Source organism: Bacillus sp. ok061 (assembly GCF_900108285.1).
Taxonomy (GTDB): domain Bacteria; phylum Bacillota; class Bacilli; order Bacillales; family Bacillaceae_G; genus Bacillus_A; species Bacillus_A thuringiensis_S.
In genome coordinates, this window is record NZ_FNUW01000009.1 from 76,204 (window position 1) to 89,631 (window position 13,428).

Below are 13,428 nucleotides of genomic sequence, written 5' to 3' on the forward strand. Positions count from 1 at the left end.
CTTAATCTCTCCTTATTTAGCAACTTCAAATTCAAATTTCACTGATTTCTCGTCAAATGTAAATGTAGGTTTAAATGTACCAACAAACTTATCGCCTTCTGGTACATCAAATAACATTTTGTTTGTAATTTGGTTACCTGGCGCAATATTTTCGTTTATAAACGTATTTTCCCCACCAAAGTACTCTTTGAATTGGTTGCCGTTAGTATCAGCAATTTTTAATTCAGAAGTTCCAAAATATATATCTTTTTTGCCATTATTTTTAGCATTAAAAGCGATTTCTAGTACTTTCCCTTTTTCAGCTTTTACGTATTCGTTAGGCTCAACGAATTTAGCTGAACTGAAAGTAAGTTGTAGGCCATTAACTTCTACCGTATCTCCAATTTTATAAATCTTGCTTTCAGCTTTTTCCTTTTTATCTTTCTTTTCAGCCTGTTTAAGAGCATCGTTTTTACTCACTTCTTTAACTTCAGTTTCACCACAAGCAGCTAAACTAAAAGCAAGTGCACCTGTTAAAGCAATAGTACCCAATTTTTTATACATTTCTTTTCCTCCGATTATGTAAAATGTAAGATTTCCGAAACTATCATAACAGAAACAGTTACAACTTTTTTGTCATATTTTGTCGAGGAAAATAAAAAAAGACGCTATCAGTAGCGTCTTTTCTCATTTCATTAATGTCCACCGTGTCCTTGACCACTTTCCTGAACAATTTCTAACCTCTCATCTAGTATTCCTTGTGTTTCAAATGAAATATCACTCGTACTTCCTAATAAGAAGCCATGATTATATGGTCCAAGTGTTGGATCATCTTTAAACTTCGGCTGAATAGTAGCAAGGAAGTCATACACTGGTTGTGAAGCTTTCCCTTCTTCTAACAAGACAACAGGTGCGTGTTTACCCATATGTGAAAAAGGTGCCCCAGCAACTGCTAAATCTGGTGTTTTGCTTGAAACAAATGATAAACCGTGACCAGGTTTTGTGAATCCCCAGCCAAATTTTGTTTTTTCATCTTTAAACTTCGCAAATGCGATAGAATTTTCTGTTGGATTCTCACCGCAAATACGCGTTACTTTCCCGTATTTGCTTAACTCTTTTTCTACTTCTTTTGAAACAATTTTTTCTGGTCCTAGTAAATATATATTTGCTTTATCTTTTCTCATCTTTAATGCCTCTATTGTCGCTTCTGGCACTTTATTCTTTTCTGTATAGAGTAGTGGTTCCGGCATATGAGAAATCCAGTTTACAGCGGGGGTTGTATATAAACGTCCTTCTTCTTCAGACGAACCGATAATAACACTATTTGGGTAGCTTCCTGTTATATCGGCATACTCCTTATCAACATCTTTCGCAAATATAGCTGGGTTCGTTTCTTTTATTTGTTTTACTTTATAACCTTTTAATTGTTCAAGCGCGCTAGTACCTACATCCCCCATCACCATAATTTGTGTTCCATCTCTCGTTCCGATTGGATTTAATCGTTTTATTTCTTTTAACGTCATTTCTGGTATCTTTTCTTTTTCTATAAATAAAATCGGTCCGTTATTCGGATGATGAATAAGGTCTGCACTCGCAATACCTAATTGCCACTCGCTCACTGGTACTAAAATAACAGCACCTGGCTGGTTCTCTTTATGGGTTGCTGGCCATATCGTTTGCGAAGTTAACACTGCCATTTTTAGGGGGTCATTTGTATTTAACCTCGTTACATTTTTTAGACTTGTCGTTAATAAATCATTCGATGCCCCTTGGTTCATTTCTTTTGGCGCGGTTACTTCCTGATTCATTTTCATTTCCTTTTGCTCTGTTTTCTTCTCTTTTGTAGATTCATGATTTTTATGGTCTGTATTCGTTTGCCCACATGCAGCAAGACCAACTGCTGTAATTATTGTTATCCCAAAAATTCGGGTCATTTTTTTCACTATACCGCCTCCGTATTAATCATTTTTGAGCCAATATGATTACCCAAAATGTCATTTCAACTCCACAATAACAAGCAATTCTGAAGAAATTATGCAGACACATCATAATCTGCACCATTTCTTCATGATTTTGCATTACACTTTAAGTAACGATTATAAATATGGAGGGCTCTCTATGATTGATATACTGCTCGTAGACGATGAACCGAGAATGCTTGAATTATTAACGCTTTATCTTACTCCAATTGGATATAACTGCGTATGTGCGACTTCCGGAGAAGAAGCTATTTTACATATAGAAAATCGAAACTTTAAATTTGTTTTACTCGATATTATGATGCCAAAGATGGACGGATGGGAAACGTGCAAAAGAATCCGTTCATTTAGTAACGTTCCTATTATTATGGTTACCGCTCGTGATCAAACAGTAGATGTCATCCAAGGATTAAAACTCGGAGCGGATGATTACGTAACGAAACCTTTCCATGAAGAAGAACTTTTCGCAAGAATTGAAGCCGTTTTAAGACGTACAAATGAACATAAACAAATCCAATATCACGGTATTGTATGGGATGAAACAAAACACTTCGCTTCTGTACATAATGAAGAACTTCTTCTCACACCGATCGAATTCTCTTTACTCGGGTTATTTTTACGCCATGTGAATTATGTATTAAGCCGTGATCAGCTCATTGAACGAATTTGGGGATTAAACACAAATACAGAAGATCGCACAATCGATTCACATATTCGTAATTTGCGTGATAAATTGCGAAAAGCAAATTTCCCTATTGATCATCATTTAAAAACTGTGTATGGGGTAGGTTATAGGTGGGTTGATACCGAATATTTAGGAGCGAAACAATGAAGCGAATTTCTATTCAATTCGGATTTTATTTTTTAATTGTTACAATTTTAATTGAAAGTGTTCTCTTTATTTTGCTTTATTATAGCCTCGTAAACACTAGAGTAAATGAAGAAATGACGGCTTTATTGAAGCGAGGAAATAGTCACCGGGATGTACTTGAAAAATATTATGATGAACAAACCATCTCTCACGTAGCATTAATGGAATCTGAAGCTGAAACAACTGTCGTTATTACAAATACAAATAAAAAAATACTAGCTAAATCTAACGAAATAAACACGACTATAAACGATCATATTAGTAAAATGCAAACTCGAACAGACCATAATGGAGCGATTATAGAAAATCATTGGAAAACATCTAATTATATATGTACAGTTAGCCCCATTGTGGTAGATGGAAAACATAAAGGCTATGTGTACATGTTTCTTGGAACAGAATCAATTGAAAAGTTGGTTAATGGATTAACGAAACAATTCATTATTGCTGGTATCATCACGTTTCTACTCACAGTCATCACAATTTTCCTATTATCACGTTTATTAACAAAACCATTGTTACACATGAAACATGCCACTGAAAAAATGAGTAAAGGCGATTTGTCCGTTTCGTTAACGACTACTCGAAATGATGAAATTGGTGAACTAGCATCATCTATTCAAACGCTCGCAAATGATTTACATTATATGAAAACAGAGCGAAGTGAATTTCTAGCAAGTGTTGCTCACGAATTACGAACACCTTTAACATACGTACGAGGCTATGCTGACATTGCTTTAAAAGAAAGCACCTCTCCTGAGCAACGTTTGCGATATTTATCAATTATAAAAGATGAGTCTGATTACATTACAAACTTAGTTCAAGATTTATTTTCACTTGCACAAATGGAGCAACATAACTTTTCTATTCAAGTAAAGGAAGTGCATTTACACACCTTCCTTACTCGCATAGCTGAAAAAGTAAACGCCATGTATAAAGAAAGATACATTAAAGTTTCTTTCTCTTGTTCTCCTACACTGCTAGTAAACTTAGATGAACAGCGATTTGAACAAGTTATAGTAAACATTTTAAATAACGCTTATAGACATTCAAAAGAACATTCTCATATAAACATTTCTATTACAGAAGAACATAAACGTATCTCCATTACAATTGAAGATGAAGGCGAAGGCATTCCTCCTGAAGACCTCCCTCACATTTTCGACCGCTTTTATCGTGTTGATAAAGCTAGATCACGAGCTACAGGTGGAACTGGTTTAGGACTATCTATCGTGAAGGAAATTGTAGAGCTACACGGCGGGAATATTACAGTAACGAGTGAAGTCAATCACGGGTCTTGCTTTATAATTTCATTACCATCTATAAAGAAACACGACTATCATCAGTAGTCGTGTTTCTTTATCATTTTACTTTATAATATAAATTTACAAATTGCCCAAAACGTTTCGTATCCGTTAAAGTTAAATTAATTTCTGGATTCTTTTCTTTAAATAATGGGACACCTGAGCCTAATATATGCGGTGTAATCGTAACAATATATTCATCAATTAGATTATTTTTAAAGAATTCTCTCAGTAGCTCTCCTCCACCAACCATCCATATTTTAGATCCATCTTGTGCTTTTAACCTTTTTGTAAACTCCACTACATCTTCATTTACAAACTCTACATGTCCGTTCGTGCCTTTTTCTGAATTAGAAAACACATAACATTTTTTATCTAAATACGGGAATGTCTCTGTATGCTCTACTACATAATCATACGTTCTCTTTCCCATTATTATTGTATCAATTGTTTCATACATTTCTGTATAACCGTTATCTCCCTCTCCTTCGGTTTCCATTAACCACTGTAAATCATCATCTTCTTTCGCAATATATCCATCCAAGCTAGCGGCTATAAATAAAACTATTTCACGTGACATATTTTTTCCTCCTTACATCTCATCTTGATAACATTATGCTGTAAACAATATACTAACAATAAAACACGACAATTTATGTCATGTTTAAAAAGAAAAAAGGTGATACATTTGTCAAAAGCTAAACGCTTATTAGATATTCTTATATTTGCTTCTGCAAAAAAAGCATTTACAGCTCAAGAAATAGCCGATGAATTTAATATTTCCGTTCGTACTGTCCATAGATATATTTTAGATTTAAGTGATATGGGATTACCCATTTACGCTGAACAAGGTCGCAACGGAGGATATAAAGTATTAACGAATAGAGTAATTCCGCCTATTTTATTTACCGAAGAAGAAGCAGTCTCCATCTTTTTTGCCTTTCAATCTTTAAGCTACTACAGAGACTTACCTTTTAACACAGAAATAAATTCCGTTACACATAAACTATATAGCTCCCTACAACATGATGCGAAAGCGAAAGTTGATAAAATACGTTCTTATATCGCCTTTTGGAATCCGAAGAGAACAATTGATACACCACTTTTAAACGAAGTGTTAACAGCGGCGATTGAAAATAAAAATTTACACTTTCAATACGAATCTAAATCCGGGGTAAAAACAAAACATGTTCATCCTATCGGTGTATATGCTCATGACGGGCTATGGTACTTACCGTCCTATGACTATGATAGGAAAAAAGTATTACTGTATCGTATCGATCGTATTCTTTCTATATTATCAACGGAAGAAAATGAGGATACATTCATGAATTTAGAAGAGTGGTTTGCCTCTAACTCTAACGTAGTACACAGTCCTACTCAGTTACATGTTTTACTGACAACAGAAGGCGTACGCCAATGTAAAAGCGTTCCTTATCTTGAGGAATTCGTTATAGTAAACGAGGATGGGACAGGATATATAAATTCAACAATTGATAAAGGTGAGATTAACTTTATTACTCCTTTATTTTATAGACTTGGAAAAGATGCAAAAGTTTTAGAACCGAAAGAATTGATAGATGGTTTACGTATACGTGCGAAAGAAATTTTACATATGTATGAAGACGAAAAAAGCTGCTAAATATAAGCAGCTTTTTGTGTATTTGTTCCTATTGTTTTGACTGTTGACGAATATCAATCCACCAACGATATGACGCATTCATATTTTCAGTACTTCCATTCCCTCTGTAATGGAAAGCATCCAAAAAGATTGAATCTAGTTTATCTTCATCTACAAAGTAACCTAAGTTAACTTTTACCGTTTCTCCTGGTCGGATACTGCCAATATTGTAGAAGCTTTTCCCATCTCCGTGAGGCTCTAAATAATCAACTTCTCCCGTCATAATACGCGTTGCATCCATTCCCTCTTCTTTAGCGTATTTCCATGCATTCCCTTCAAATTTAAGCTGCTTTATGGATGGATGCATATAGATTTCTTCTGTCTCCTGTTTACCAATATTTCTCACTGTTGTTGTCAAGTAGACAAATTTAACATTAACTAATTGCGAATCTACTAATGTATCAATTGAATCTTTACCATTCCCTAATTTATATACATCCCGTCTGTACGATAGCAGTTTTCCCGTCTGATCTAAAGCCTTCTTCTTGCTTAATATCCCTAGGCCAAGTTCATTAAAGTTCTCTTTTTTAAAATCTTTAATCGAATCAAAAACTTCAACTTTTTCTATCACATATTCAATTTGGCTGTTATCCATAGATATCGTTACTGGAACCTTTTGCCCTATATGAAATAGTCGTTTGCTATCTTTTTTCAAAGGAATCACTTTAGATTTTTTAGGTTCATCCGCTTGGCTAAAATACTTTTTATCATAATTTGATATATGTGATGCCTTTTCTTTTGACGTGGGCTCAAGTGAAATATTCCCTAAGACATCTATCATTTGTTCTTCATTTATAACTGATCCAATAAAACTTTCTAACATAATCCCTTCTTTCTCAAAAAAGAGAAAGACCTTCCTATCAAACATTACATTGTTGTTTCCAGTTTCTTTATGAACAATTACTGCTTTCTTGCCACCTATCTCTTTTTCTTCGTAGCTTTTTGAATATAAAGTTTGAAAGTCCGCATTTTCCCCTACTCTCCAAAGACTAAATGAAAAGCCTCCATTTGCGTCGTTATCTTTAAATGAATATTTCATAGCAGAGTCATCAATTGCTTCCATATTTTCTGGTAATTTATCAATTTTCAGCTTATACCACTTATCAGCCTTTTTCGTGTCCTTATTTGTTACCGACACATTTACTTCATAATTTTGTTTTTGAACAATCATATTATAGACTTTTACTGCACCAAAAACGGTTGTCGGCATACCAATCAATAAGCAGGCAGCAGCGATTAACATACGATGTCTTTTACTCTTTTTCTGTGGTCGCTCGCCCTTCAGCTTCATTTCCTCCATAAACAGTTTCTTTTTGCGCGTATATGTATGTGAAAATTCATGTTGTTCTTCGGATTTATCAAAATCATCTAAAGCAATTTTTTCAGCAAGTTCATATATTTCTTTGGAGTTCTTTGAATTCGTCATGTTGTATACCTCCTATCATATTTTGGACTCGTTTTCGAGCGCGTTCAAACTGCTTGCGGACATTAGCCTCCGTAATCCCCATGACACTTGAAATTTCTTGATACGTTAAGTTATAGAAGACTTTGTACTTAAACACCTGTCTATTAGATTCGTTTAACTCTTTTAGCAATGCATCAATTTGAACCTCAGACATTTTACGTTTTTCCCACTCTTCAATATTTTCATCTACTGCTTCTACAGATTCTCTTTCATATTCTTCTAAAAATGTTTCATGTCGTTTGTTTTTCCGGTAACTATCAATCGCCTTGTTTTTCGCAACCCTCAAAATGTAGCATTTAAGCTCTTGCGTGTTCAAGATATGGAGCTTTTCCAAGTTCTTATAAAGAGTAATAAACGTCTCTTGAACTGCATCTTCTGCCTGCTGAATATTATTTAAAATAGAATAAGCTACATAATAAATTTTTTGTTCATACAACTCGTATAGCTCTTCCATCTTTTCGTAATCATTGTTTGTACCTTTCATATAATTCCTCCTCTCATTCTATATAACGAATGAGCAATATACTTTGTGACACTGAAAAATCTTTTTATAGATAAAATTTAATAATAGAATAAACAAAAGCTCAATTTCTCTATTTTAACTGAGAAATTGAGCTTTTGTTTATTAGAATTTTCCTGCCTATTCCATTAAGAACATCACACTTACACCTTTTCAGTAAGCAGTATTTGTTCTATCGCTTCTTTTAACAAATTCTTTGTCTCTTCAAAGTTATAACTCTTCTTTTCTCCCGGTTGTACCGTATAAAACTCAGCAAATGAGCGCTCTTTATATCTCGGGACAACATGCATATGATAGTGCGTGAGTTCGTTAAATATTCCACCATTCTGACAAATTGTAATTCCGTCCGGTTCATATACTGACTTAATCGCTTTTGTAATAATCTTAGAAGCATCCATAATTGATTTTGCTACAACATCATCTAATTCGTCTACTTCTAACACATGCTGCTTCGGCACAATTAAAGTATGCCCCGGATAGAAAGGTGCATGATCTAAAAAGCACGTTACATAGTCATCTTCATATACTTTATATATTTTTTCCTCTTCGTTTGCTAATTTACAACCCAAACAGTCCATTACACTTTCCCCTCTTTCTAAAACATAAAAACGTGAGAATACGGATCTCACGTTTTTATGTTTCACTTTATTAGTTCAATTGTTTCCGTAACTTTTATACTATCTTTTACCGATTGAACAATCGTACAATTTTTCACTGCAAGTTGCAGCGCCTTGTCCAACTGCTCTTCTGTAATGTTTTGTGCTTTAATTTTATAGTGCAAATGAACACTTTCAACTGGTTTTGATAAAGCTTCACTTCTACCAATTTCAGTTTCAATCGTAAACGTATCGTATGTAATACGTTTCTTTTCTAAAATTGTTCGAAAGACAATTGCACTACATCCTGCGATAGAAGAAATGAGTAATTGTAACGGTGAATATCCATTTTCTTTTCCAATCGCTAATTGACCATACGATAAATCTGCTTCTATATCATCGTGTTTGATTGTTAGTTTCATTTGTTTTGTCCATCTCCACTTTCATCGGTTTCTGCCGTTTCTTACTAATATAATAATAATATATATAGCAGAAAGTGATAAATGGAATACCGCAGTATAATGCCATTCTTTGTTCAGGAATAAACGCTAAACTAATAACAACGATGCTATTTGTAATTAAAGCTAAAATTGGAACAATCGGGTATAGTGGTGTTCTATACTTTAAGTCCTCTAACTTTCCTCCGCCTTTTATATACTGACTTCTAAAGCGAAGTTGCGATAGAGCAATAATGATCCAACTTGAAACAGCCGATAAACCAGCTATCGATAATAAGTACATGTATACTGTATCTTCAGCAAGGAAACTTGTGAATAGGGATAATCCAGCTACCGCAATCGTTACAACTAACGCTGTAATTGGAATACCACGTTTATTTACTTTCTTGAAAGAAGTTGGTGCCATTCCTTCATTTGCAAGTGACCATAATATACGAGTTGCCGCATATAATCCTGAATTCGCTACAGATAGTAACGCTGTAATAATAACGAAGTTCATAATATCAGCTGCGTATGGAATACCGATTTTATCAAATACGACTACGAATGGACTTTCAATTACCCCTGCTTCTTTCCAAGAAATTAACCCTACTAAAATTGTCATTGTTAAAATGAAGAATAACATAATGCGCCATACTGTATTACGAATTGCACGTGGAATTGTTTTTTCTGGATTTTCACTTTCTCCCGCTGCAATTCCGATTAACTCTGTTCCTTGGAACGAGAAGTTAACTGTAATCATTGTAAGTAATACGGCAGCTAGTCCATTCGGGAAAAGTCCACCATCGCTTACAAAGTTAGAGAAAAGAGGTGCTGCTTCTTTTCCGTCATATGATATAAACCCTAATAATGCACCACCACCAAGAACAACAAACGCAAGAATTGTCACTACTTTAATACTAGAGAACCAAAATTCTAATTCAGCATAACTTTTCGCCGAAATTGCGTTTGAAGCATATAAAATAACGCCGAATACGAGACACCATACCCAAACATCAACATTTGGAAACCATCTTTTCATCATTAAACCGATTGACGTTAATTCTAGACCCACTGTTACTGCCCAGCCGAGCCAGTATAACCAGCCAATCATAAAGCCCGTTCCTGGTCCAATAAACTTCGTTGCATACTTTTGGAAAGATCCTGAAACCGGCATCGCTACCGTTAACTCTCCAAGACAAAGCATTGTTAAATACATAATAAATCCGCCTACTAAATATGAAAGGATGGCTCCCCCTGGTCCAGCCTGATTAATAGTGTAACCTGAACCTAAGAAAAAACCAGTTCCGATTACACCACCAAGTGCGATCATAAATAAATGTCTACTCTTCATCGTGCGATGTAATTTCTCATTCGTTGGTTGCTGCATCTAAATCCTCCCCCTACCATACCCCTATATCTTGTTAAAATTTTCTGATAATAAAAATATACACGAAAGCGATTACAATTTCTATATAAAATTAAAACTTTTCTGATAAAATAATGTAAAAAATCTAATTATCGCAAGATTTAGATTCTATTTAGAGGAAAATAAGGATAATCAAGGAAAAAACCCTCACATATATTGTAAGGGTTAACTGAGTTCTAATCTTCTGGATAAAATTGATAAACTATAATTTACGATAAAGTACATACAAGCTACTAATATAAATGTTGGAATCATGTAATTCACATTTTGCCCGCTAATAATTTGAGCATTATGCATAAGCTCAGGGAGTGATATAACAACCGCTAGCGACGTATCCTTCAGCAATGAAATAAATTGACTGACAAGCGGCGGAACCATTCTCCTTAATGCTTGTGGCAAAATAATATGCCAAAGCGCTTGAACATACGTTAATCCCGAAGATCTTGCGGCTTCAACCTGCCCTTTTTCAATAGACAATAGACCACTTCTAACAATTTCAGATATCATTGCTGCTTCAAATATTGTTAAAGCAACAATTGTTGCTGTTATAATTTCTAATTTCAAGCCTGCTTCTGGAAGTGCAAAATACGTGAAAAATATAATTAAAAGTAGTGGTAAATTTCGAATTACTTCAACGATAATTCCTAATACTTGTGAGACGACAGGTATTTTCATGTAGCGCAATATCCCTATTACACTACCAATAATAAAGCTAAGTACAATTGCTACAAGCGCTACCTCTAATGTTATAAGTAATCCTTTTAATAAAAATAGAATATGATCTCCTGTAATTGCTCCCTTGAAATCCATTTACACCGCCCCCTTTGCCAAGCGTTTTTCTAAATAACGCACTAGCATACTGAGCGGAATTGTTAATATTAAATAAAACATCCCGACAAATATATAAACATCAAACGTAACAAACGTCTTCGTTGAAATTAAATCGCCTTGATACATTAAATCAGCACCAGCAATAATTCCAAGTATTGAGGAGTTTTTAACTAAATTGAGAAATTGGTTTCCTAAAGGGGGAATTACAATTTTCACAGCTTGGGGTAAGACAACATAATACATCGCCTGCACATACGTTAGCCCTGAAGAGCGAGCTGCTTCCATTTGCCCTTTCGCAACTGATAAAATACCAGCACGAATTACTTCTGCAATAAAAGCTGCCGTATATACCGTAAGCGTAACTGTTCCTGCTACAAAACCATTTAAAGTAATTCCTATTACAGGTAAAGCAAAATAGAATATAAATGCAATTAATACGAGTGGAATATTTCTTACAAACTCCACAAAAGCAGATCCTATCCAATTTAAAATACGAATAGGTGCAATACGCATTACTGCCAAAATTACTCCTAAAATAAAACTGCCTATCAATGCAATTACACTAGACATAACTGTATATTTAAATCCTTCTAAATACATATCAATGTTATTCGTTAATATAGAAAAATCAGGCACATATTCTCCCCTCTTTCTTTACAAGAAGAGGATGAGTACTCTCATCCTCCCACTTTTACTATCTATTTTTCTGGTTTTTGTCCAATCCATTTCTCATATAATTTGTCATACTCCCCGCTTGCTTTCATGTCTTTAATTAAAGTATTAATCTCTTTCGTTAAATCATCTGCCCCTTTTTGCACTGCAATTCCGTACGGTTCATCTGTGAAAATTTTTCCTACTACTTCATAATTAGAATCTTGTTTTGCCATTCCGTAAAGGATCGCATTATCTGTCGTTAACACATCACCTTTACCTGCCTTTAACGCTGTAAATGCTTCACTATAATTTTCAAATTCTAATACAGTCGCTTCTGGTGACTTTTGACGAATGTTATTTGTAGATGTTGATCCTTTTACAGCTAATACTTTAACGCCTTGTTTTATATCATCGACACTCTTAATATTGCTTCCTTTTTTCACAAGTAACGATTGTCCTGCTTTAAAATATACATCTGAAAAATCCACTTCTTTTTTGCGTTCTTCCGTAATTGTCATTGTTGCAATAATTGCATCAATATCACCATTTTTCAGCATTGGAATACGTGTTTTAGACGTTACTTCTTTCAGCTCTAGCTTCTTTTCATCTCCAAGAATCTTTTTCGCAAGTGCCTTCGCGACATCAACATCGAATCCTTCTACCTGCCCTGTTGAAGGATTTTTTAATCCAAATAAATTCGTATCATTCTTCACCCCAACTACTAATTTCCCTCGTTTCTTAATTTGCTCAACAGCCCCGCCTTGCTTCGTATTTGTTTCCTTTGCCTCATCTTTCTTACTTCCGCATCCAGCAACAACAAGCACGAATAAACATGAAAATACGATTAAAGTAAATAATTTTTTCATTTTAAGCATGAAATTCCTCCTCTAATGATTTAGCACCCGACTTAAAAATAAACGAGCTCTTTCTTGTTCAGGATGTACAAAAAATTGCGCCGGTGTTGTATCTTCAATAATTTGACCATCATCCATAAATAAAATCCGATCTGCTACTTCTCGCGCAAATCCCATTTCATGAGTGACAACGACCATTGTCATCCCTTCTTTAGCCAGCGCTTAACATCAAGTACCTCTCCAATCATCTCTGGATCAAGAGCAGACGTAGGCTCATCGAACAGCATAATTTCCGGCTGCATCGCAAGTCCTCTAGCAATTGCTACCCTTTGCTGTTGTCCTCCGGATAATTGATGCGGATATACATTAGCCTTCTCCGGGATTCCTACTTTCTCTAAATAAAACATTGCTGTTTTCTCTGCTTCTTCTTTGGAAACTTTATTTACTTTAATCGGTGCTAATGTAATATTTTGCAGAACTGTTTTATGTGGGTATAAATAAAAATGTTGAAAGACCATCCCAATATTTCGCCGCAATTCATTCATGTCCGTTTTTTTATTGTGTACCTCTGTATTTTGTACAATTAATTCTCCATCTGTAATTGCCTCTAATTGATTTATACATCGAAGCAATGTACTTTTTCCTGATCCTGAAGGCCCGACAACTACTACCACTTCTCCTTTTTTCACTTGCACATTAATATTTTTCAAAACTTGAAAGTTACCATAATATTTATTTACATTACGAAACTCTATCAACATACTCCCCCCTTCCACTAACAAAGCATGTACATTCTTTTTATATTCAAAAATAGGCAAAAAAATAACT

Annotated in this window: 14 protein-coding genes and 1 pseudogene; 3 read left to right on the forward strand and 12 right to left on the reverse strand. The window is 34.6% G+C overall.

All coding sequences use genetic code 11. The features are described 5' to 3' along the window. Positions 1–12: 12 nt before the first annotated feature. On the reverse strand, positions 13–543 hold the full coding sequence (locus tag C4S65_RS14260; RefSeq protein ID WP_103945267.1) for a DUF4352 domain-containing protein: 531 nt from the start codon (positions 541–543) through the stop codon (positions 13–15). 131 nt (positions 544–674) lie between these two features. After that, positions 675–1,922, reverse strand: a complete 1,248-nt coding sequence (locus C4S65_RS14265) for an ArsR family transcriptional regulator (protein ID WP_098286030.1) — start codon at positions 1,920–1,922, stop codon at positions 675–677. A 175-nt stretch (positions 1,923–2,097) separates the two neighbouring features. Here C4S65_RS14265 and C4S65_RS14270 point away from each other — a divergent pair, with 175 nt between their 5' ends. After that, positions 2,098–2,790 (forward strand): response regulator transcription factor, encoded by a 693-nt coding sequence (locus tag C4S65_RS14270; RefSeq protein ID WP_000565486.1) that lies wholly within the window; start codon positions 2,098–2,100, stop codon positions 2,788–2,790. Then, on the forward strand, positions 2,787–4,178 hold the full coding sequence (locus C4S65_RS14275; RefSeq protein ID WP_061668118.1) for a HAMP domain-containing sensor histidine kinase: 1,392 nt from the start codon (positions 2,787–2,789) through the stop codon (positions 4,176–4,178). Before C4S65_RS14270 ends, C4S65_RS14275 begins: the two co-directional genes overlap by 4 nt. Before the next feature lie 13 nt (positions 4,179–4,191). Here the strand turns inward: C4S65_RS14275 and C4S65_RS14280 are convergent, their stop codons facing one another. Beyond that, positions 4,192–4,713: a dihydrofolate reductase family protein gene (locus C4S65_RS14280; protein WP_061668117.1), complete on the reverse strand. Its 522-nt coding sequence runs from the start codon at positions 4,711–4,713 to the stop codon at positions 4,192–4,194. A gap of 75 nt (positions 4,714–4,788) precedes the next feature. Here C4S65_RS14280 and C4S65_RS14285 point away from each other — a divergent pair, with 75 nt between their 5' ends. Further along, complete coding sequence (locus C4S65_RS14285; RefSeq protein WP_061668116.1) at positions 4,789–5,775, forward strand: YafY family protein; 987 nt, start codon at positions 4,789–4,791, stop codon at positions 5,773–5,775. 28 nt (positions 5,776–5,803) lie between these two features. On the opposite strand, the gene C4S65_RS14290 is transcribed toward C4S65_RS14285, so the two are convergent. From C4S65_RS14290 to C4S65_RS14330, 9 genes and pseudogenes are all read right to left on the reverse strand, one after another. Further along, a complete protein-coding gene (locus C4S65_RS14290) occupies positions 5,804–7,240 on the reverse strand; it encodes a DUF4367 domain-containing protein (protein WP_061668115.1) in 1,437 nt (478 codons plus the stop codon). Then, a complete protein-coding gene (locus C4S65_RS14295) occupies positions 7,206–7,763 on the reverse strand; it encodes an RNA polymerase sigma factor (protein WP_000679165.1) in 558 nt (185 codons plus the stop codon). The genes C4S65_RS14290 and C4S65_RS14295 overlap by 35 nt, the downstream gene beginning before the upstream one ends. Positions 7,764–7,942: 179 nt before the next feature. After that, on the reverse strand, positions 7,943–8,377 hold the full coding sequence (locus C4S65_RS14300) for an HIT family protein (RefSeq protein WP_000340514.1): 435 nt from the start codon (positions 8,375–8,377) through the stop codon (positions 7,943–7,945). A gap of 62 nt (positions 8,378–8,439) precedes the next feature. Continuing rightward, complete coding sequence (locus tag C4S65_RS14305) at positions 8,440–8,817, reverse strand: OsmC family protein (RefSeq protein WP_006918002.1); 378 nt, start codon at positions 8,815–8,817, stop codon at positions 8,440–8,442. Next, entirely contained in the window at positions 8,792–10,222 is a 1,431-nt protein-coding gene (locus C4S65_RS14310) for an amino acid permease (RefSeq protein WP_098838589.1), read from the reverse strand. Before C4S65_RS14310 ends, C4S65_RS14305 begins: the two co-directional genes overlap by 26 nt. Positions 10,223–10,426: 204 nt before the next feature. Beyond that, a complete protein-coding gene (locus tag C4S65_RS14315; RefSeq protein ID WP_000345973.1) occupies positions 10,427–11,071 on the reverse strand; it encodes an amino acid ABC transporter permease in 645 nt (214 codons plus the stop codon). Continuing rightward, positions 11,072–11,728 (reverse strand): amino acid ABC transporter permease, encoded by a 657-nt coding sequence (locus C4S65_RS14320; RefSeq protein WP_001112668.1) that lies wholly within the window; start codon positions 11,726–11,728, stop codon positions 11,072–11,074. A gap of 62 nt (positions 11,729–11,790) precedes the next feature. Next, on the reverse strand, positions 11,791–12,621 hold the full coding sequence (glnH, locus tag C4S65_RS14325; RefSeq protein ID WP_000916491.1) for a glutamine ABC transporter substrate-binding protein GlnH: 831 nt from the start codon (positions 12,619–12,621) through the stop codon (positions 11,791–11,793). Between the two features lie 12 nt (positions 12,622–12,633). Next, positions 12,634–13,361, reverse strand: a pseudogene (locus tag C4S65_RS14330) (amino acid ABC transporter ATP-binding protein). Between the last annotated feature and the right edge of the window lie 67 nt (positions 13,362–13,428).